Consider the following 19,187-nt stretch of genomic DNA (forward strand, 5'->3'; position numbering starts at 1 on the left):
GATGTATTCCATATACGCGCGCAAACCCGCATTGTACGGGTTTGTAAGCGCCGTGCCACGCTGCTCAATACTGGGTGTAGCATAAGTCAGGAACACTTTACGCAGTATTCAATTTGAGCATGCATTCTCTTTTGTGACAAAGGCTTATGAGGTGTTTTTATGACCGAAGCGAAGCATTCACGCCTGATCATCCTGGGCTCCGGCCCTGCCGGTTACAGCGCTGCCGTTTATGCCGCCCGCGCCAACCTCAAACCGACCGTCATCACCGGCCTGCAAGCGGGCGGCCAGTTGACCACCACCGTCGAAGTCGACAACTGGCCAGGCGATGTCGAAGGACTGACCGGCCCGGTGCTGATGGAACGCATGCAAAAACACGCTGAACGCTTCGACACCGAGATCGTCTACGACCACATCCATACCGCGGAGTTGCAGCAGCGGCCCTTTATCCTCAAGGGCGACAGCGGCATCTATAGCTGTGACGCGCTGATCATCGCCACCGGCGCATCGGCCCAGTACCTGGGCCTGCCCTCCGAAGAAGCCTTCGCCGGCAAAGGTGTATCCGCCTGCGCCACCTGCGACGGCTTTTTCTATCGCAATCAGGTGGTTGCCGTGGTCGGCGGCGGCAACACCGCCGTGGAGGAAGCCCTGTACCTCTCCAACATCGCCAAAGAGGTTCACCTGGTGCACCGGCGCGACAAGCTACGCGCGGAGAAAATCCTCCAGGACAAGCTGTTCGACAAAGCCGCCAAGGGCAATATCCGCCTGCATTGGAACCAGAACCTCGACGAAGTGCTGGGCGATGCCAGCGGCGTCACCGGCGCCCGCCTGCGCGACAGCCTCAGCGGAGAAACCCAGGAACTGGCGCTGACCGGCGTCTTCATCGCCATCGGCCACAAGCCCAATACAGACCTGTTCAAGGGCCAGCTGGAAATGCGCGAAGGCTATCTGCTGGTCAAGGGCGGCAGCGAAGGCGACGCCACGACCACCGGCATTGAGGGCGTATTCGCCGCGGGCGATGTAGCCGATCACGTGTATCGCCAGGCCGTCACTTCCGCGGGCGCGGGCTGCATGGCGGCCCTGGATGCGGAGAAATTCCTCGACGACAACTGACCTCCCGACCTACGCTTGCGGCGGGCCCTGCAGGCCCGCCACCGCCCTCCCCTTCCGCAAGTCTGAATGCCATGCTGACCTGGTTACAACGCAACACCTTCGAGTTTCCTCCGCTGGAAAAGGCCCTGCGCGACCCCAACGGCCTGTTGGCCGCCGGCGGCGACCTGTCGGCCGACCGACTGATCCAGGCCTATCGCCACGGCTGCTTTCCCTGGTTTTCCGAAGGCCAGCCCATCCTCTGGTGGTCGCCCGACCCGCGCACAGTGCTATTTCCAGACGAGCTGCATGCCTCCCGCAGCCTGGGCAAACTGCTGCGCAAGCAACGTTACCAAGTCACCTTCGACCAGGATTTCGCCGCCGTCATCAGCGCCTGCGCGGCGCCACGGACCTATGCCGACGGCACCTGGATCACCGAATCGATGCAGGATGCCTACCTTGAACTGCACAAGCGCGGCCACGCCCATTCGGTCGAAGTCTGGGATCAGGGGTCGCTGGTAGGCGGGCTGTATGGGCTAGCAATGGGCCAGCTGTTTTTCGGCGAATCGATGTTCAGTCGGGCCGACAATGCGTCGAAATTCGGTTTCGTCACGCTGGTCCAACATTTACGGGCATGGGGTTTTGCCCTGATCGATTGCCAGATGCCCACCGACCACCTGCACAGCCTGGGCGCCCGCGCCATCCCGCGCCAGGAGTTCGCCGGCTATCTGCAGCGCCATCTGGACCAGCCCAGCCGCGCCATATGGGTTTCCTAGGCGGGTTTTGCCGGTGTGGCTTACACTTAATTCAAAGCTAATCCCGAGGGTTGATTCATGACCGAGTTGGCGCGTTTGAAGTTTTATGCCACTCAGCCCCACTCTTGCAGCTACCTGCCCGAAGAACAGGCGACCACGCTGTTCCTCGACCCTAGTCAGCCCATGGATGTGCATGTCTACGCAGATCTGTCGGAAATGGGCTTTCGTCGCAGTGGCGACCATCTGTACCGGCCGCATTGCCAGAACTGCAATGCCTGTGTTCCTGCACGCATTCCTGCCGCGCAGTTTGTACCCAATCGTCAGCAAAAACGCATTCTCAAACGCAATGCCGACCTGAAGGTCCAGCCTGTCAAACCGGGGTTCAGCGAAGAGTATTTCGACCTTTACCAGCGTTATATCGAGCAACGCCATGCCGATGGCGACATGTACCCACCCAGCCGCGATCAGTTCTCGACCTTTCTGGTTCGCGACCTGCCCTTCTCCAGGTTCTATGAGTTCCGTCTCGATGGGCGCCTGCTCGCCGTGGCCGTCACCGACCTGCTGCCCAATGGCCTTTCCGCGGTCTACACCTTCTACGAGCCCGATGAAGAGCGCCGCAGCCTCGGCCGCTACGCCATTCTGTGGCAAATCGGCGAAGCCTTGCGCCTGGGCCTGGACGCGGTCTACCTCGGATACTGGATCAAGAACTGCAAAAAGATGAACTACAAGACCCAATATCGGCCCATTGAGCTGCTGATTAACCAGAGATGGGTCATCCTGAACTAGAAGCCCTTGGCTTGAACCCCACTTTTCGGGCACAATGCACGCCGCTTTTGCCTGGCGCAGTTGCACCGGGCCATTCATTGGACACCGAGGGCTTTACTGCATGTCGAAAGAAGACAGCTTCGAAATGGAAGGCACTGTCGTCGACACCCTGCCCAACACCATGTTTCGTGTGGAGTTGGAAAATGGGCACGTCGTAACCGCGCATATCTCCGGCAAGATGCGCAAGAACTACATTCGTATTCTTACCGGTGACAAAGTGCGCGTCGAACTGACGCCCTATGACTTGAGCAAAGGGCGCATCACTTACCGCGCTCGCTAAGCAAGTCAATACAAGACGCCCGGCCCATGCCGGGCGTTTTTGTTTGCTTGCGATTTACTCCGATTCCTACACAACAGATATAAAAAAGGCGCCTTGCGGCGCCTTTTTCATTGCGGCCTATCAGGCCATTTCTGCGGTGGTCTCGAACTCGAAGGTCAGCTCGCCATCCTTGATGTCGATGTGCACCACACCGCCATGCTCGGCCAGTTCGCCAAAGAGTATCTCCTCCGCCAGAGGACGCTTGATCTTGTCCTGGATCAGGCGCGCCATAGGACGAGCACCCATGGTCACATCGTAACCACCTGCCGCCAGCCAGCTGCGGGCCGCATCGGTGACTTCCAGCTGGACGCGCTTGTCCTCCAGCTGCGCCTGCAGTTCGGTAAGGAACTTGTCCACCACGCTCTTGATGACCTCATGACTGAGGCGACCAAACTGGATAATGGTGTCCAGACGGTTACGGAATTCCGGCGTGAAGCTCTTCTTGATCACTTCCATGGCATCGGAAGAGTGATCCTGATGAGTGAACCCGATGGAAGCCCGCGCCGCGGTTTCGGCACCTGCGTTGGTGGTCATGATCACGATCACGTTGCGGAAATCCGCCTTGCGCCCGTTGTTATCGGTCAAGGTACCGTGATCCATCACCTGCAGCAGCAGGTTGAAGACTTCCGGATGTGCCTTCTCGATTTCATCGAGTAGCAATACACAGTGAGGCTGCTTGGTAATAGCTTCGGTCAGCAAACCGCCCTGGTCGAAACCGACATAACCCGGAGGCGCACCGATCAGACGCGAGACGGTGTGACGCTCCATGTACTCGGACATGTCGAAACGTACCAGCTCGATGCCCAGCGCCTTGGCCAACTGCCGCGCGGCCTCGGTCTTACCGACACCGGTAGGCCCGGCGAACAGGAACGAACCGACAGGCTTGTCTGGCGATTTCAGGCCGGCACGGGACAGCTTGATCGCGGTCGACAGCGAGTCGATCGCCGCATCCTGGCCGAACACTGTCAACTTCAGGTCGCGCTCGAGGTTACGCAGCAATTCCTTATCGGAACTGGTGACGTGTTTCGGCGGAATCCGCGCGATTTTCGCCACGATATCCTCGACCTGAGCCACCTCGATGCGCTTGACGCGCTTGTCGGACGGCTGCAGACGCTGATAGGCGCCCGCCTCGTCGATCACATCGATCGCCTTGTCGGGCATATGCCGGTCATTGATATAACGCGACGCCAGTTCGGCCGCGGCGCGCAATGCCTCATCGCTGTACTCGATGCTGTGGTGCAGCTCGAAACGCCCCTTGAGGCCGCGCAGAATGCCAATGGTATCTTCTACCGAAGGCTCGGATACATCGACCTTCTGGAAGCGGCGAGCCAAGGCCCGGTCCTTCTCGAAAATTCCACGGAATTCCTGGAAGGTGGTCGAACCGATGCAACGGATGTCGCCCGAGGAAAGCAGCGGCTTGAGCAGATTCGAGGCATCCATCACCCCACCGGACGCCGCGCCGGCGCCAATGATGGTGTGAATCTCGTCGATGAACAGGATCGCCTGCGGACGTTTCTTCAATTCGCCCAGCAACGCCTTGAAGCGCTTCTCGAAATCGCCGCGGTATTTGGTACCCGCCAGCAACGCACCGAGATCCAGGGAATACACCACGCTGTTGGCCAGCAGATCAGGCACCTGGCTGTCGACGATGCGCTTGGCCAGGCCTTCGGCGATCGCGGTTTTACCTACACCGGCCTCGCCTACCAGCAGCGGGTTGTTCTTGCGCCGGCGCGCGAGAATCTGCGCCACACGCTCGACTTCCTGCTCACGCCCCACCAACGGATCGATACGCCCCTGGCGTGCCAGTTCATTGAGGTTGCTGGCATAAGCATCCAGCGGATTACCTGAAGAGGAAGACTCACCGCCTTCATCGTCCTGCATATCCTGTTCACCTTCAGAATGATCGCCATGCCCGGGCACCTTGGAGATGCCATGGGCGATGTAATTGACGACATCGATACGGGCAACGCTCTGCTGTTTCAGCAGGAACACCGCCTGACTCTCTTGCTCACTGAAGATCGCAACCAGCACATTGGCGCCAGTCACTTCGCGCTTGCCCGAGCTCTGCACATGGAAGACAGCACGCTGCAGTACACGCTGGAAGCCCAGGGTTGGCTGGGTTTCGCGATCCTCGTCATGCACAGGAATCAGCGGCGTGGTGGAGTCGATGAACTCCTGCAGGTCGTGCTTGAGTTTGTCGAGGTTTGCTCCGCAGGCACGCAAAACGGTGGCGGCGGCCTCATTATCCAAAAGAGCCAACAAGAGGTGCTCGACGGTCATGAACTCATGACGCTTCGAACGAGCCTCTTTGAAGGCGAGATTGAGGGTGACTTCGAGCTCGCGGTTTAACATAGCTTCACCTCATACCCAAGTGGTCGGCGTTAACCGTCCTTCTCGATTTCACAGAGTAGCGGATGCTGGCTTTCCCTGGCGTACTGGTTGACCTGCATGGCCTTGGTCTCGGCGATGTCGCGGGTAAACAATCCACATACTGCCCGTCCTTCTGTATGAACGGCCAGCATTACCTTGGTCGCCAGCTCGCGATTCAGGTTAAAAAACACCTCGAGCACTTCGACGACGAAATCCATCGGTGTGTAGTCATCATTGAACAAAACCACCTTGTACATCGGCGGAGCCTGCAACGTCGGCTTAGCTTCCTGTACAGCCAAGCCAGCGGAATCGTCGTCTTGGAAATCCGGGCGATCCTGATTGAATGTTAGTCGAATCTGGCTGATTGCATGCATGGAAAGAAAGGTTCGTTAGTTGTGCAAATACAGTGGTGGGGGCGCTCTGGGGGGATTTCAACTCCGACCGCCGGGTCACCTTGACTATCGGCAAAACGGTGTTACAACCAATAGAGCCCACATTGGGTAATAAAGGTCCGTACAGTCAATCCTATATTGCGGATTTCGGTACGGATTAACAGGATGATACTCCAGTGATGGAGTCTGTTGCAGAGGGATATGAGCATGGCAAGCGGCAAGGTCAAGTGGTTCAACAACGCCAAGGGTTATGGCTTCATTAATGAGGAGGGCAAGAGCGACGACCTTTTCGCCCATTACTCGGCCATCGAGATGGAAGGCTACAAAACCTTGAAAGCCGGACAGGCCGTGAGTTTTGAGATCACCCAAGGGCCCAAGGGCCTGCACGCGGTGAAGATCAACTCCATCAAGACCCAGAATGCCTCCGCCGCAGCCTCCCCCCAGCAGGAAACGGTCCTGAGCTGAAACACCTGTATCCAGATCCAACCCTAAAAAACAGTCATAAAAAAACGGCCGGTTCAATCATTTGAACCGGCCGCTTCGTTTGATGCGTACTGCTTACATGTGAGAGATCAGCGCATCACCGAACGCCGACGACGACAACAGCGTGGCGCCTTCCATCAGGCGTTCGAAGTCGTAGGTCACGGTCTTGGCGCCAATGGCGCCGTTGGTGCCCTTGATGATCAGGTCGGCCGCTTCGGTCCAGCCCATGTGACGCAGCATCATTTCCGCAGAGAGAATCAGCGAACCCGGGTTCACCTGGTCCTTGCCCGCGTACTTCGGCGCCGTACCGTGGGTTGCCTCGAACATGGCCACGGTGTCGGACAGGTTGGCGCCCGGAGCGATACCGATCCCGCCTACTTCAGCCGCCAGTGCGTCGGACAGGTAGTCACCGTTCAGGTTGAGGGTCGCGATCACGTCATATTCGGCCGGACGCAGCAGGATCTGCTGGAGCATCGCATCGGCGATGGCGTCCTTGACGATCACGTTCTTGCCGGTTTTCGGGTTCTTGAACTGCATCCACGGGCCGCCATCGAGCAGCGTCGCGCCAAACTCTTCCGCCGCCACTTCATAGGCCCACTCTTTGAAGGCACCTTCGGTGAACTTCATGATGTTGCCTTTATGCACGATGGTCAGCGAATCGCGATCGTTGTCGACCACATATTGCAGCGCCTTGCGCGCCAGACGCTTGGTGCCCTGCAGGGAAACCGGCTTGACGCCGATACCGCAGTTTTCGTCGAAACGGATCTTGGTGACGCCCATTTCTTCTTTGAGGAACTTGATGACCTTGGTGGCTTCGGCGGAGCCGGCCTTCCATTCGATACCGGCGTAAATGTCTTCCGAGTTCTCACGGAAAATGGTCATGTCGACATCGCCAGGCTTCTTCACCGGGCTCGGCACGCCTTCGAACCAGCGCACCGGGCGCAGGCACACATACAGGTCAAGCTGCTGACGCAGGGCCACGTTCAGGGAACGGATGCCGCCACCTACCGGAGTGGTCAGCGGGCCCTTGATGGAAACCACGTAATCCTTGACCGCGTCCAGAGTCTCCTGAGGGAGCCAGGTGTCCTGGTCGTACACTTGAGTTGCTTTCTCGCCGGCATAGACTTCCATCCAGGAGATTTTGCGCTCGCCGCCGTAGGCCTTCTTAACAGCAGCATCGACAACCTTGATCATGACCGGGCTGATATCAACGCCAATACCATCGCCTTCGATGAAAGGGATGATCGGGTTGTTAGGAACATTGAGAGAATGGTCTGCGTTGACGGTGATTTTGTCGCCGACTGCTGGAACCTGAATCTTCTTGTATCCCATGCTGAACTCCGTTGTGTGGATTGAACATCTGGCTGCGTTCGAGCGTACCCCAGTTGAATCTGGACGGGAACCTCATGTTCCACTCATATGCCGTGAAGGCTGCGCAGTTCGTGGCCTACAAGCCTGAAAGCAAAGGGAAAAGCGCCAAACTCGAGCACTTTGGAAGACTCTACGCCGCCACCCCGCCTGCGACCTTTAGACCAATGGACGAGATCGGCTGCCTATGAACCGTCGGCGTTTTGCCAGCTACCTATGTATAATGCCGCCGCTGACCACAGAGTCACGACGGCTGAGCGCTCTGCTACTGGAAAAAAGGAGCCGAGACTTTCCGCCCAAAGCCGGGTTGTTACCGCAGCCCACCCGCTTGACGCTCGACTGATGCACCCAACATCACCGCGAAGAAACCTCGATATTCGGTTCATGGATGACTTTGAACGAACGCGCTTACCCGGCGCCCCTCGAGTTTCTGCGCACGCTTTAGCAAAGAAGAGAGTTAATCCGAATATGCCCACCCGCTCGAAGATCATCTATACCTTCACCGACGAAGCCCCCGCCCTCGCCACCTACTCGCTGCTACCTATCGTCGAAGCCTTCACCGCTTCCGCTGATATTGCCGTGGAAACCCGCGACATCTCTCTCGCAGGGCGTATTCTTGCCAGCTTCCCGGAGCTGCTGGGCGACAAAGCCGTACCGGACCACCTGGCCGAGCTGGGCGACCTGGCTGTAACCCCTGAAGCCAACATCATCAAGTTGCCGAACATCAGTGCTTCGGCACCGCAGCTTCAGGCCGCGATCAAAGAGCTGCAAGCCAAGGGCTATGCCCTGCCGAACTACCCGGAAACCGTGACCAGCGACGCCGACAAAGACGCCAAGGCGCGCTACGACAAGGTCAAGGGCAGCGCCGTGAACCCGGTCCTGCGTGAAGGCAACTCTGACCGCCGCGCTCCGCTGTCGGTCAAGAACTACGCGCGCAAGCACCCGCACAAAATGGGCGCCTGGGCCAAAGACTCCAAGTCCCATGTTGCTCACATGAGCCAGGGCGATTTCTACGGCAGCGAAAAAGCCGCCCTGATCGACGCCCAGGACACCGTGAAGATCGAGCTGATCGCTCAAGACGGTAGCGCTACCGTCCTGAAGGAAAAAACCGCCGTACAAGCCGGCGAGATCCTCGATTGCGCAGTCTTGAGCAAGAAGTCCCTGCGTGCTTTCGTTGCCGCCGAGATCGAAGACGCCAAGAAACAAGGCGTACTGCTGTCGGTGCACCTGAAAGCCACCATGATGAAGGTTTCCGACCCGATCATGTTCGGCCAGATCGTTGCCGAGTTCTATCAGGACGCCCTGAGCAAGCACGCCGACGTGCTGAGCCAGATCGGCTTCAACCTGAACAACGGCATCGGCGACCTGTACGCCCGCATCAAGGCCCTGCCTGCGGAACAGCAAGCGCAGATCGAAGCCGACATCCAGGCCGTCTACGCCGTGCGCCCTGCCCTGGCCATGGTCAACTCCGATAAAGGCATCACCAACCTGCACGTGCCGAGCGACGTGATCGTCGACGCCTCGATGCCGGCCATGATCCGTGACTCCGGCAAGATGTGGGGCACCGACGGCCAGCTGCACGACACCAAGGCCCTGATCCCGGATCGCTGCTACGCCACCATCTACCAGGCCGTGATCGAAGACTGCAAGGCCAACGGCGCCTTCGACCCGACCACCATGGGCAGCGTGCCAAACGTTGGCCTGATGGCGAAGAAAGCCGAAGAGTACGGCTCCCACGACAAGACCTTCCAGATCAAGGCTGACGGCGTCGTACGCGTCACCGACAGCAAGGGCAACCTGCTGCTGGAACAGGCCGTCGAAGCCGGCGACATCTTCCGCATGTGCCAGACCAAGGACGCGCCGACCCAGGACTGGGTCAAACTGGCCGTCAACCGCGCTCGCGCAAGCAGCACTCCAGCGATTTTCTGGCTGGACCCGATGCGCGCCCACGACGGCGTGATGATCGAGAAGGTTCAGGCTTACCTGAAGGATCACGACACCGCCGGCCTGGACATCCGCGTGATGTCGCCAGTCGACGCCATGAAGTTCACCCTGGCCCGCACCCGCGAAGGCAAGGACACCATCTCCGTCACCGGCAACGTGCTGCGCGACTACCTGACCGACCTGTTCCCGATCATGGAACTGGGCACCAGCGCCAAGATGCTGTCGATCGTGCCACTGATGAACGGTGGCGGCCTGTTCGAAACCGGCGCCGGCGGTTCGGCTCCGAAGCACGTGCAGCAACTGCTGGAAGAGAACTTCCTGCGCTGGGATTCCCTGGGTGAGTTCCTGGCCCTGGCCGCCTCCCTGGAGCACCTGGGCAACACCTACAACAACCCGAAAGCGCTGGTATTGGCCAAGACCCTCGACCAGGCAACCGGTCAGTTCCTGGACAACAACAAGTCGCCATCGCGCAAGGTCGGCAACATCGACAACCGCGGCAGCCACTTCTACCTGGCGCTGTACTGGGCCCAGGCCCTGGCCGCCCAGACCGAAGATGCCGCCCTGCAAGCGCAGTTCAGCACCCTGGCCAAGACCCTGACCGAGAACGAAGCGACCATCGTCGCCGAGCTCAACGGCGTTCAAGGCAAGCCAGTGGACATCGGCGGCTACTACAGCGCCAACCCTGAGCTGGTGAGCAAGGCCATGCGCCCAAGCGCCACCCTCAACGCGGCTATCGCTGCGCTGGTTTAAGCTACACCGCTGTAATGCAAACCCCGGCCAGGTGCCGGGGTTTGTGCTTTTTGGACAATACCTTCCCTGTAGGAGCGAAGCTTGCTCGCGATGAAAGCAGCGCGTTTCGCCTGACTCACCGCAGCGACCCTATCGCGAGCAAGCTTCGCTCCTACAGGACTGGCGTTGGCCTTATGATGTCCACCCACTCAAGACAGAGCTTTATATATGGAATGGCAACCCCACATCACTGTCGCCACCATCGTTGAGGATCAGGGACGTTTTCTGTTCGTCGAAGAGTTCCAAGGCGACCAGGCGGTGTTCAACCAGCCCGCTGGGCACCTGGACCCAGACGAAAGCCTGCTCCAGGCCGCCATTCGCGAAACCCTGGAAGAAACCGGCTGGGACATCGAGTTGACCGGCGTGGTCGGCATCTACCTGTATACCGCCCCCAGCAATGGCGTGACCTACCAGCGCGTCTGCTTTGCCGGCAAACCGCTCAGGCACCACCCCGATTACCCACTGGACGACGGCATCATCGGCCCGCGCTGGCTGAGCCGCGACGAACTGCTGGCCTTGCGCCCGCAATGGCGCAGCGAGCTGATCATCCGTTGCGTCGACGACTATCTGGCCGGGCAACTGCACAGCCTCGAGCTGATCCGTCCGTCGCTTTAACCGCAGTTTTAGCCTTGCAGGCCTCAGCCTGTTAGAATCGCGTCCTTTTTCAAGACACCCGTTGAATTCCTATGCGTGATCCAGCCCCTTCTGACACCCAAAAGAAGCGCGTCATCGTCGGCATGTCCGGCGGCGTGGACTCTTCCGTTTCCGCCCTCCTGCTGATGGAGCAGGGTTACCAGGTGGAAGGCCTGTTCATGAAGAACTGGGAGGAAGACGACGGAACCGAGTACTGCACCGCCATGGACGACCTCGCGGACGCCCAGGCCGTGTGCGACAAGATCGGCATCAAGCTGCACACCGCCAATTTCGCCGCCGAGTACTGGGACAATGTGTTCGAGCACTTCCTGGCCGAATACAAGGCCGGCCGCACGCCGAACCCGGACATCCTGTGCAACCGTGAAATCAAGTTCAAGGCGTTCCTTGACTACGCCATGATGCTCGGCGCCGACCTGATTGCCACCGGCCACTATGTGCGTCGCCGTGACATCGACGGGCGCACCGAACTGCTCAAGGGCCTGGATCCGAACAAGGACCAGAGTTATTTCCTGCACGCCGTCGGCGGCGAACAGATCGCCAAGACCCTGTTCCCGGTCGGCGAGCTGGAAAAGCCCGAAGTACGCGCGATCGCAGAGAAACACGACCTGGCCACCGCCAAGAAAAAGGACTCCACCGGTATCTGCTTTATCGGTGAACGACGCTTCAGCGACTTCCTCAAGCAATACCTGCCGGCCCAGCCCGGCGAGATCAAGACCACCGAAGGTGAAGTGATCGGCCGCCACCACGGCCTGATGTACCACACCATCGGCCAGCGCCAGGGCCTGGGCATCGGCGGCCTCAAGGACGCCGGCGATGAGCCGTGGTACGTGCTAATCAAGGACCTGGAGCACAACGAGCTGATCGTTGGCCAGGGCAACGATCACCCGTGGCTGTTCTCCCGCGCCCTGCTCGCCTCCGACATCTATTGGGTCAACCCGATCGACCTGAGCGAACCACGCCGCCTCACCGCGAAAGTGCGCTATCGCCAGAGCGACCAGCCTTGCACCCTGGAAAAGACCGCCAACGGCTACCGCGCCACCTTCGATGACCCGCAACGCGCGGTCACCCCCGGCCAATCCGTAGTCTTCTATGACGGTGAAATCTGCCTGGGCGGTGGCGTGATCGAAGTCGCAGAACCCTGGAGCAGCAAGGCATGAGCCCGACCCAGGAACAACTGACGGCATTGGGCGGCGTGTTTCTCGCCGCCGTCCTGGTGGACAAGATCGCCAAGACCGGCCAGGTCACCGAAGCGGCCTTGAGCTGCATGCTCGGCAGCCTGCTGATCCGCGACCCGAAAGACACCCTGGAAGTCTACGGTGGCGACGACATCAACCTGCGTGAAGGTTATCGCGCCCTGATCGGCGCCCTGGAACGCGACCCCAGCACCCTGCAGCGCGAGCCTCTGCGCTACGCCCTGTCGATGCTCGGTCTCGAGCGCCAGCTGGCCAAGCGCGACGACCTGCTGGAAATCATCGGCAAGCGCCTGCCGCAGATTCAGTCCCAGGTCGAACACTTCGGCCCGGCCCACGAAAACGTGATTGCCGCCTGCGGCTCGCTGTATCAGGACACCCTGAGCACCCTGCGCCAGCGGATCCAGGTGCATGGCGACATGCGCAACCTGCAGCAGCCGAGCAACGCCTCGAAGATCCGCGCCCTGCTGTTGGCCGGCATCCGTTCGGCGCGCCTGTGGCGCCAGTTGGGTGGCCACCGCTGGCAGCTGGTGATCAGTCGCCGCAAATTGCTCAAAGAGCTTTATCCGCTGATGCGCAGCAGCTGAACTGCGCCCGCAAGACCTTTTGTAGTCAGTAACGCGTAAGACGCTGGTCAGTTGGCAACGGACCGGCGGATATTTTCATGTATGATACGCGCCCCATTTCGTTGCCCGACTGTCCGAGAACACCCCATGCAGCTCTCTTCGCTCACTGCGGTTTCCCCTGTTGACGGCCGCTACGCCGGCAAAACCCAGGCCCTGCGCCCCATTTTCAGCGAATACGGCCTGATCCGTGCTCGCGTCCTGGTCGAAGTGCGCTGGCTCCAGCGCCTGGCCGCCCATTCCGCCATCAGCGAAGTGCCAGCGTTTTCCGCCGAGGCCAACGCCGTGCTGAATACCCTGGCGGAAAACTTCTCTCTGGAGCACGCCGAGCGCGTCAAAGAGATCGAACGCACCACCAACCACGACGTCAAGGCCATCGAGTACCTGCTCAAGGAACAGGCCGCCAAGCTGCCTGAACTGGCCAACGTCAGCGAATTCATCCACTTCGCCTGCACCAGCGAGGACATCAACAACCTGTCCCACGCCCTGATGCTGCGCGAAGGCCGCGATGAGGTGATGCTGCCGCTGATGCGCCAGACCGCCGAGGCTATCCGCGAACTGGCTCTGCGCTTCGCCGACGTGCCAATGCTGTCGCGCACCCACGGCCAGCCGGCCTCGCCGACCACCCTGGGCAAAGAACTGGCGAACGTGGTGTACCGCCTGGAGCGCCAGATCGCTCAGGTCGCCGCCGTGCCACTGCTGGGCAAGATCAACGGCGCCGTGGGCAACTACAACGCGCACCTGTCGGCCTACCCGGAAATCGACTGGGAAGCCAACGCCCGCGCCTTCATCGAAGACGAGCTGGGCCTGAGCTTCAACCCGTACACCACGCAGATCGAGCCGCACGACTACATCGCCGAGCTGTTCGACGCCATCGCGCGCTTCAACACCATCCTGATCGACTTCGATCGCGATATCTGGGGCTATATCTCCCTGGGATACTTCAAGCAGCGCACCATCGCCGGCGAAATCGGCTCCTCGACCATGCCGCACAAGGTCAACCCGATCGACTTCGAAAACTCCGAAGGCAACCTGGGCATCGCCAACGCACTGTTCCAGCACCTGGCGAGCAAACTGCCGATCTCCCGCTGGCAGCGCGACCTGACCGACTCCACCGTCCTGCGTAACCTGGGTGTCGGTTTCGCCCACAGCGTGATCGCTTACGAAGCCAGCCTCAAAGGCATCAGCAAGCTGGAGCTCAATGCCCAGAAGATCGCTGACGACCTGGACGCCTGCTGGGAAGTCCTGGCCGAGCCGATCCAGACCGTGATGCGTCGCTACAACATCGAAAACCCGTACGAAAAACTCAAGGAACTGACTCGCGGCAAGGGCATTAGCCCTGAAGCGCTGCAGACCTTCATCGACGCGCTGGAAATGCCTGAAGCCGCCAAGGCCGAGCTGAAAAAGCTCACCCCGGCCAGCTACATCGGCAATGCCGTGGCTCAAGCCAAACGCATCTGATCGATGGCAAGACCTTTGACGCCCGGCAGCGCCGGGCGTTTTTATTCCCGTATGAAAAGTGCATTTTTTCAATAGGTTACACATGAATCCTGACATTCCTCTTCAACTTCTGGGCGGCATCAGCGCACGGGAATTCCTGCGTGACTACTGGCAGAAAAAGCCCCTGCTGATCCGTCAGGCCCTGCCCGACTTCGAAAGCCCGATCGACGCCGACGAACTGGCCGGCCTGGCGCTGGAAGAAGAGGTCGAGTCGCGCCTGGTCATCGAGCACGGCGAACGTCCCTGGGAACTGCGCCGTGGCCCGTTCGCCGAAGACGAGTTCAGCAAGCTGCCGGAGCGTGATTGGACTCTGCTGGTCCAGGCTGTCGACCAGTTCGTGCCGGAAGTCGCCGAACTGCTGGAGCATTTCCGCTTCCTGCCGAGCTGGCGCATCGACGACGTGATGATCAGCTTCGCCGCTCCCGGCGGTAACGTCGGTCCGCACTTCGACAACTACGATGTGTTCCTGCTGCAAGGCCACGGCAAGCGCAACTGGAAAATCGGCCAGATGTGCGACGCCGAGAGCCCGCTGCTGCAGCACGCGGACCTGCGCATCCTCGCCGAATTCGAAGAAACCGAAAGCTGGGTCCTGGAACCCGGCGACATGCTCTACCTGCCACCGCGCCTGGCCCACTACGGCATTGCAGTGAACGACTGCATGACCTACTCGGTGGGCTTCCGCGCCCCGAGCGCCGCCGAAGTGCTGACCCACTTCACCGACTTCCTCAGCCAGTACCTGCCGGATGAAGAGCGCTATACCGACGCCGACGTGCAACCTGTCAGCGATCCGCACCAGATCCAGCACGACGCCCTCGACCGCCTCAAGGGCCTGCTGGCCGAGCACATGAGCGACGAGCGCATGCTGCTGACCTGGTTCGGCCAGTTCATGACCGAGCCGCGCTACCCGGAACTGGTGGTCGGCCCCGAGCTGGAAGAAGAAGACCTGCTCGGCAGCCTCGAACAGGGCGCCATACTGATCCGCAACCCGAGCGCGCGCCTGGCCTGGTCCGAAGTCGACGACGACCTGCTGCTGTTCGCCAGCGGCCAGAGCCGTTACCTGCCGGGCAAGCTGCGTGAACTGCTGAAGATGATTTGCGCCGCCGACGCGCTGCACCTCGACAACCTCGGCCCATGGCTGGCGGACGACGATGGACGCGGCCTGCTGTGCGAACTGGTCAAGCAAGGAAGCCTGGGATTTGCCGATGAATAAGATTCGCGTACGTGTCGCAGACTGGCAAAAGGATAACGCCGAGATCCGGCGCATTCGTGAAGCGGTGTTCATCATCGAGCAATCCGTCCCGCCCGAACTGGAGTGGGACGCCGACGACGACAGCGCGGTGCATTTCCTCGCGCTCGAAGGCGACTTTCCGATCGGCACCGCGCGCCTGCTGCCCGATGGGCAGGTCGGCCGGGTATCGGTCCTCAAGGACTGGCGCGGCCTGAAGGTCGGTGATGCACTGATGCAGGCGGTGATCGGCGAAGCCGAGAAACGTGGCCTCAAGCAACTGATGCTCAGCGCCCAGGTTCAGGCTACCGCCTTCTATGAGCGCCTGGGCTTCAGCATCGTCAGCGAGGAATTCCTGGAAGCAGGCATCCCTCACGTCGACATGGTCCGCGGCAACGCCTGAGCAAGCCCTGCGCAGCAGCGAGCCTGCTGGCGATATCCTGCCATACGTCACAAAACGCCCCGCCCTCCCCGGATCCAGCAAGCTAAGCTGGCTCCTTGGAGGCCGGGGCGTTTTGCTATCGGCGATTCAACTTGCCCCACCGCAAGCCGACAAACTGTCAAACTCAAGGCTTCCACCCCTAGCGGAGATAACGGACATGTCCCTACGCACCCTGCTCACGACGCTGCTACTGACTGCAAGCTTTTCAGTCACGGCCGCGACCGAGATCGTGCCCCTGAACAACCGCACCAGCGCAGACCTGCTGCCCGTCGCGCAGAACTTCCTCGGCAAGGAAGGCCGGGTCAGCGCCTACGGCAACCAGCTGATCGTCAATGCGGAACCGGAGAAGATCGAAGAACTGCGCGCCTTCATCGCGCAACTGGATACTGCCGCCAAACGCCTGCTGATCACGGTCGACACCAACGAAAACAACACCCAGAACAATCAGGGTTATTCGGTCAACGGCGCACCGCAAACCCGCATCATCACCCGCAGCACCGTCAGCCGCGATGGCGGCATACAGCAGATCCAGGCCAGCGAAGGCATACCGGCCCTGATCCAGGTTGGCCAGAGCGTGCCGCTGACCACCACCCAGACCGATCCTTACGGTCGCCTACAGAACCAGACCCAGTATCGCAACGTCACCCAGGGCTTCTACGTCACGGCCAGCGTCACCGGCGAAACCGTTCACCTGAGCATCAGTACCAACCGTGACCGCATGAGCCAGGAACGTCCCGATGTAGTGAATGTGCAAAGTACCGACACAACTGTCAGCGGCCGTCTTGGCGAGTGGATCACCCTGGCCGGCGTCAATCGCCAGAACCAGGCCGACAAACAGGCTGAAACCCGCAGCTACTCGACTCAGGGCCGGGATGACATGACCTTGCGAGTGAAAGTCGACGCCTTGGACTAAAGCACCGAAAACTGACTGATTAGTCGTATTAGACCAAAGATGTAGTGTTATAAAAAAAGCACTACAAAACGTTTGACGAGGCAAAAAACCGAAGGCATGATGGCCTCGCTCCCGCTAATCAGGGGCCCTGGCAAGGGCCTTCGGATCGCCGCTCTAACCTACCCACCTGAGCCGATTCGTGTCTGTACCGCCCACAAGGTGTGTTTGACGAGATTGCGACTGGAACGAGGTTGTCCCGAGGGACGGAAGCTAATTAGGTAGATCGGCAACACACTGATGGTTCGTATGAAGGCCCACGACGCCCGAATGCGCCCGACAGCTGGCCCTCACCTGCTCACTTTCCCCTTGAGCCCATCGTTCAACCGTCGCCATCGCGCCATACCCGACTTGACCGCCTAAGCTTCTGGTCAGCGAGCAGCCAACTACGCACCCTTTGACCCTGCGTATCTGGCGAGTCGGAATTTTCCGCCCAAGAACGACTTTTCACACAAGACGCGACGAGGTTTATCTCCATGGCACTGACACGCGAACAGCAAATTGCAGCCCTTGAAAAAGACTGGGCTGAAAACCCGCGCTGGAAAGGCGTGACTCGCACTTATTCCGCTGCCGACGTTGTCCGTCTGCGTGGCTCGGTTCAACCTGAGCACACCCTGGCACGCATGGGCGCCGAGAAGCTCTGGAACCTGGTGACCCAGGGTGCCAAACCGTCCTTCCGTCCTGAGAAAGATTTCGTCAACTGCATGGGCGCCCTGACCGGCGGCCAGGCAGTACAGCAAGTCAAAGCCGGCATCCAGGCGATCTACCTGTCGGGCTGGCAGGTTGCCGCGGACAACAACTCCGCCGAATCGATGTACCCGGACCAGTCGCTGTACCCGGTGGACTCCGTTCCAACCGTGGTCAAGCGCATCAACAACTCGTTCCGTCGTGCCGACCAGATCCAGTGGAAAGCCGGCAAGAACCCGGGCGACGAAGGCTACATCGACTACTTCGCACCGATCGTGGCTGACGCCGAAGCCGGTTTCGGCGGCGTGTTGAACGCCTACGAGCTGATGAAGAGCATGATCGAAGCAGGCGCCGCTGGCGTTCACTTCGAAGACCAACTGGCTTCCGTGAAGAAATGCGGCCACATGGGCGGCAAGGTACTGGTTCCGACCCAGGAAGCCGTACAGAAGCTGACCGCTGCCCGCCTGGCGGCCGACGTTGCCGGCGTACCGACCATCATCCTGGCCCGTACCGACGCCAACGCCGCCGACCTGCTGACTTCCGACTGCGACCCGTACGACCAGCCGTTCGTGACTGGCACCCGTACCCAGGAAGGCTTCTATAAAGTGCGCGCCGGCCTCGACCAGGCCATCGCTCGCGGCCTGGCCTACGCGCCGTACGCCGACCTGATCTGGTGCGAAACCGCCAAGCCGGACCTGGATGAAGCCCGTCGCTTCGCCGAAGCAATCAAGAAGGAATACCCGGACCAGATCCTGTCGTACAACTGCTCGCCTTCCTTCAACTGGAAGAAGAACCTGGACGACGCGACCATCGCCAAATTCCAGCGCGAACTGTCCGCCATGGGCTACAAGCACCAGTTCATCACCCTGGCTGGCATTCACAACATGTGGCACAGCATGTTCAACCTGGCGCACGACTACGCCCGCAACGACATGACCGCCTATGTGAAGCTGCAGGAGCAGGAATTCGCTGACGCCGCCAAGGGTTACACCTTCGTGGCTCACCAGCAGGAAGTGGGCACCGGCTACTTCGACGACATGACCACCGTGATCCAGGGCGGCTCGTCTTCGGTTACCGCACTGACCGGCTCCACCGAAGAAGAACAGTTCCACTGATTCGACTTCGCACTGAAAAACGGCCATTGCAGACCCGGTAAAAGCTAACTGCAGTGCCGCACATCTGACGCCCCGACTGGTTCGGGGCGTTTTTTTGCCTGTGGCTTTTGCAAGCATCACCGCCCCCCCCCAAGCTCCGACAGGAACGAGCCTGCTCGCGACGACGTCGGCCCGGACACCTGCCAATCAGGCAAAACATTGATCCAGAGCGGTATGCGTGGAGGAAAAAGCAGGTAAAAGGGGCTCGCTCGCAACTTGCAGTAACGAGCATATAAAAGACAACTTAGCGGCTCTTCATGGGAGCCATTGTTTAAAAGTAGCGCCAAATAATATTGATTATCATTTAGATGATGGCAATGTTCGTTACAGCAAGGACAAAAGATAATTAACAAAACACCCGCTAATGCCCACAGACCGTGGCTTACGGGGCTTGCAAGGGGGCTATGTCCTTATTTCACTAAATAATTTCGC

General features: G+C 59.8%; 17 protein-coding genes. 14 read left to right on the plus strand and 3 right to left on the minus strand.

Annotated elements, in window-relative coordinates:
* Window positions 1–159: 159 nt before the first annotated feature.
* The 4 genes from trxB (at window position 160) to infA (ending at window position 2,946) form a co-directional block, all read left to right on the plus strand.
* Complete coding sequence (gene trxB / locus C4K38_RS20210) at window positions 160–1,110, plus strand: thioredoxin-disulfide reductase (protein ID WP_053279900.1); 951 nt, start codon at window positions 160–162, stop codon at window positions 1,108–1,110.
* A gap of 71 nt (window positions 1,111–1,181) precedes the next feature.
* Window positions 1,182–1,862, plus strand: coding sequence for a leucyl/phenylalanyl-tRNA--protein transferase (gene aat / locus C4K38_RS20215; RefSeq protein WP_053279901.1), 681 nt, complete (start codon window positions 1,182–1,184; stop codon window positions 1,860–1,862).
* 57 nt (window positions 1,863–1,919) lie between these two features.
* Entirely contained in the window at window positions 1,920–2,627 is a 708-nt protein-coding gene (locus tag C4K38_RS20220) for an arginyltransferase (protein ID WP_007929216.1), read from the plus strand.
* Window positions 2,628–2,727: 100 nt separating this feature from the next.
* Window positions 2,728–2,946 (plus strand): translation initiation factor IF-1, encoded by a 219-nt coding sequence (infA, locus tag C4K38_RS20225; RefSeq protein WP_002553999.1) that lies wholly within the window; start codon window positions 2,728–2,730, stop codon window positions 2,944–2,946.
* Window positions 2,947–3,066: 120 nt separating this feature from the next.
* On the opposite strand, the gene clpA is transcribed toward infA, so the two are convergent.
* Complete coding sequence (gene clpA / locus C4K38_RS20230; RefSeq protein WP_023964421.1) at window positions 3,067–5,337, minus strand: ATP-dependent Clp protease ATP-binding subunit ClpA; 2,271 nt, start codon at window positions 5,335–5,337, stop codon at window positions 3,067–3,069.
* A 29-nt stretch (window positions 5,338–5,366) separates the two neighbouring features.
* Window positions 5,367–5,729 carry an ATP-dependent Clp protease adapter ClpS gene (gene clpS / locus C4K38_RS20235; RefSeq protein WP_009044582.1) on the minus strand — a complete coding sequence of 121 codons (363 nt, stop codon included), beginning with the start codon at window positions 5,727–5,729 and terminating at the stop codon, window positions 5,367–5,369.
* Between the two features lie 225 nt (window positions 5,730–5,954).
* On the opposite strand from clpS, the gene cspD reads away from it, so the two are divergent.
* On the plus strand, window positions 5,955–6,212 hold the full coding sequence (gene cspD / locus C4K38_RS20240) for a cold shock domain-containing protein CspD (RefSeq protein WP_009049775.1): 258 nt from the start codon (window positions 5,955–5,957) through the stop codon (window positions 6,210–6,212).
* A 93-nt stretch (window positions 6,213–6,305) separates the two neighbouring features.
* On the opposite strand, the gene icd is transcribed toward cspD, so the two are convergent.
* Window positions 6,306–7,562: an NADP-dependent isocitrate dehydrogenase gene (gene icd / locus C4K38_RS20245; protein ID WP_007929208.1), complete on the minus strand. Its 1,257-nt coding sequence runs from the start codon at window positions 7,560–7,562 to the stop codon at window positions 6,306–6,308.
* Between the two features lie 504 nt (window positions 7,563–8,066).
* Between icd and C4K38_RS20255 the strand changes: the two genes are divergently transcribed.
* The 9 genes from C4K38_RS20255 to aceA all read left to right on the plus strand — a co-directional run bounded on the left by C4K38_RS20255 (window position 8,067) and on the right by aceA (window position 18,716).
* Window positions 8,067–10,292: an NADP-dependent isocitrate dehydrogenase gene (locus C4K38_RS20255; RefSeq protein WP_053279903.1), complete on the plus strand. Its 2,226-nt coding sequence runs from the start codon at window positions 8,067–8,069 to the stop codon at window positions 10,290–10,292.
* Window positions 10,293–10,499: 207 nt separating this feature from the next.
* Window positions 10,500–10,946: an NUDIX hydrolase gene (locus C4K38_RS20260; protein ID WP_053279904.1), complete on the plus strand. Its 447-nt coding sequence runs from the start codon at window positions 10,500–10,502 to the stop codon at window positions 10,944–10,946.
* Between the two features lie 71 nt (window positions 10,947–11,017).
* Window positions 11,018–12,142, plus strand: coding sequence for a tRNA 2-thiouridine(34) synthase MnmA (gene mnmA, locus C4K38_RS20265; RefSeq protein WP_028682820.1), 1,125 nt, complete (start codon window positions 11,018–11,020; stop codon window positions 12,140–12,142).
* Entirely contained in the window at window positions 12,139–12,762 is a 624-nt protein-coding gene (hflD, locus tag C4K38_RS20270) for a high frequency lysogenization protein HflD (RefSeq protein ID WP_009049779.1), read from the plus strand. The genes mnmA and hflD overlap by 4 nt, the downstream gene beginning before the upstream one ends.
* Before the next feature lie 126 nt (window positions 12,763–12,888).
* On the plus strand, window positions 12,889–14,259 hold the full coding sequence (gene purB / locus C4K38_RS20275; protein ID WP_053279905.1) for an adenylosuccinate lyase: 1,371 nt from the start codon (window positions 12,889–12,891) through the stop codon (window positions 14,257–14,259).
* Window positions 14,260–14,341: 82 nt separating this feature from the next.
* Complete coding sequence (locus C4K38_RS20280) at window positions 14,342–15,508, plus strand: ribosomal protein uL16 3-hydroxylase (RefSeq protein WP_053279906.1); 1,167 nt, start codon at window positions 14,342–14,344, stop codon at window positions 15,506–15,508.
* The gene (locus C4K38_RS20285) at window positions 15,501–15,926 is read left to right on the plus strand and encodes a GNAT family N-acetyltransferase (protein ID WP_038577846.1); all 426 of its coding nucleotides are present in this window, start codon (window positions 15,501–15,503) and stop codon (window positions 15,924–15,926) included. The genes C4K38_RS20280 and C4K38_RS20285 overlap by 8 nt, the downstream gene beginning before the upstream one ends.
* 196 nt (window positions 15,927–16,122) lie before the next feature.
* Entirely contained in the window at window positions 16,123–16,878 is a 756-nt protein-coding gene (locus C4K38_RS20290) for a secretin N-terminal domain-containing protein (protein ID WP_025804702.1), read from the plus strand.
* A 512-nt stretch (window positions 16,879–17,390) separates the two neighbouring features.
* Window positions 17,391–18,716 (plus strand): isocitrate lyase, encoded by a 1,326-nt coding sequence (gene aceA, locus C4K38_RS20295; protein WP_025804703.1) that lies wholly within the window; start codon window positions 17,391–17,393, stop codon window positions 18,714–18,716.
* Window positions 18,717–19,187 lie beyond the last annotated feature (471 nt).

Origin of the sequence: Pseudomonas chlororaphis subsp. piscium (assembly GCF_003850345.1) — a bacterium.
GTDB classification, from domain to species: Bacteria; Pseudomonadota; Gammaproteobacteria; order Pseudomonadales; family Pseudomonadaceae; genus Aquipseudomonas; species Aquipseudomonas piscium.

Excerpts from the sequence above, each read along its gene's own strand:
- trxB (WP_053279900.1), top strand. The coding sequence starts at position 160 with ATGACCGAAGCGAAGCATTCACGCCTGATCATCCTGGGCTCCGGCCCT.
- aat (WP_053279901.1), top strand. The coding sequence starts at position 1,182 with ATGCTGACCTGGTTACAACGCAACACCTTCGAGTTTCCTCCGCTGGAA.
- C4K38_RS20220 (WP_007929216.1), top strand. The coding sequence starts at position 1,920 with ATGACCGAGTTGGCGCGTTTGAAGTTTTATGCCACTCAGCCCCACTCT.
- infA (WP_002553999.1), top strand. The coding sequence starts at position 2,728 with ATGTCGAAAGAAGACAGCTTCGAAATGGAAGGCACTGTCGTCGACACC.
- clpA (WP_023964421.1), bottom strand. The coding sequence starts at position 5,337 with ATGTTAAACCGCGAGCTCGAAGTCACCCTCAATCTCGCCTTCAAAGAG.
- clpS (WP_009044582.1), bottom strand. The coding sequence starts at position 5,729 with ATGCATGCAATCAGCCAGATTCGACTAACATTCAATCAGGATCGCCCG.
- cspD (WP_009049775.1), top strand. The coding sequence starts at position 5,955 with ATGGCAAGCGGCAAGGTCAAGTGGTTCAACAACGCCAAGGGTTATGGC.
- icd (WP_007929208.1), bottom strand. The coding sequence starts at position 7,562 with ATGGGATACAAGAAGATTCAGGTTCCAGCAGTCGGCGACAAAATCACC.
- C4K38_RS20255 (WP_053279903.1), top strand. The coding sequence starts at position 8,067 with ATGCCCACCCGCTCGAAGATCATCTATACCTTCACCGACGAAGCCCCC.
- C4K38_RS20260 (WP_053279904.1), top strand. The coding sequence starts at position 10,500 with ATGGAATGGCAACCCCACATCACTGTCGCCACCATCGTTGAGGATCAG.
- mnmA (WP_028682820.1), top strand. The coding sequence starts at position 11,018 with ATGCGTGATCCAGCCCCTTCTGACACCCAAAAGAAGCGCGTCATCGTC.
- hflD (WP_009049779.1), top strand. The coding sequence starts at position 12,139 with ATGAGCCCGACCCAGGAACAACTGACGGCATTGGGCGGCGTGTTTCTC.
- purB (WP_053279905.1), top strand. The coding sequence starts at position 12,889 with ATGCAGCTCTCTTCGCTCACTGCGGTTTCCCCTGTTGACGGCCGCTAC.
- C4K38_RS20280 (WP_053279906.1), top strand. The coding sequence starts at position 14,342 with ATGAATCCTGACATTCCTCTTCAACTTCTGGGCGGCATCAGCGCACGG.
- C4K38_RS20285 (WP_038577846.1), top strand. The coding sequence starts at position 15,501 with ATGAATAAGATTCGCGTACGTGTCGCAGACTGGCAAAAGGATAACGCC.
- C4K38_RS20290 (WP_025804702.1), top strand. The coding sequence starts at position 16,123 with ATGTCCCTACGCACCCTGCTCACGACGCTGCTACTGACTGCAAGCTTT.
- aceA (WP_025804703.1), top strand. The coding sequence starts at position 17,391 with ATGGCACTGACACGCGAACAGCAAATTGCAGCCCTTGAAAAAGACTGG.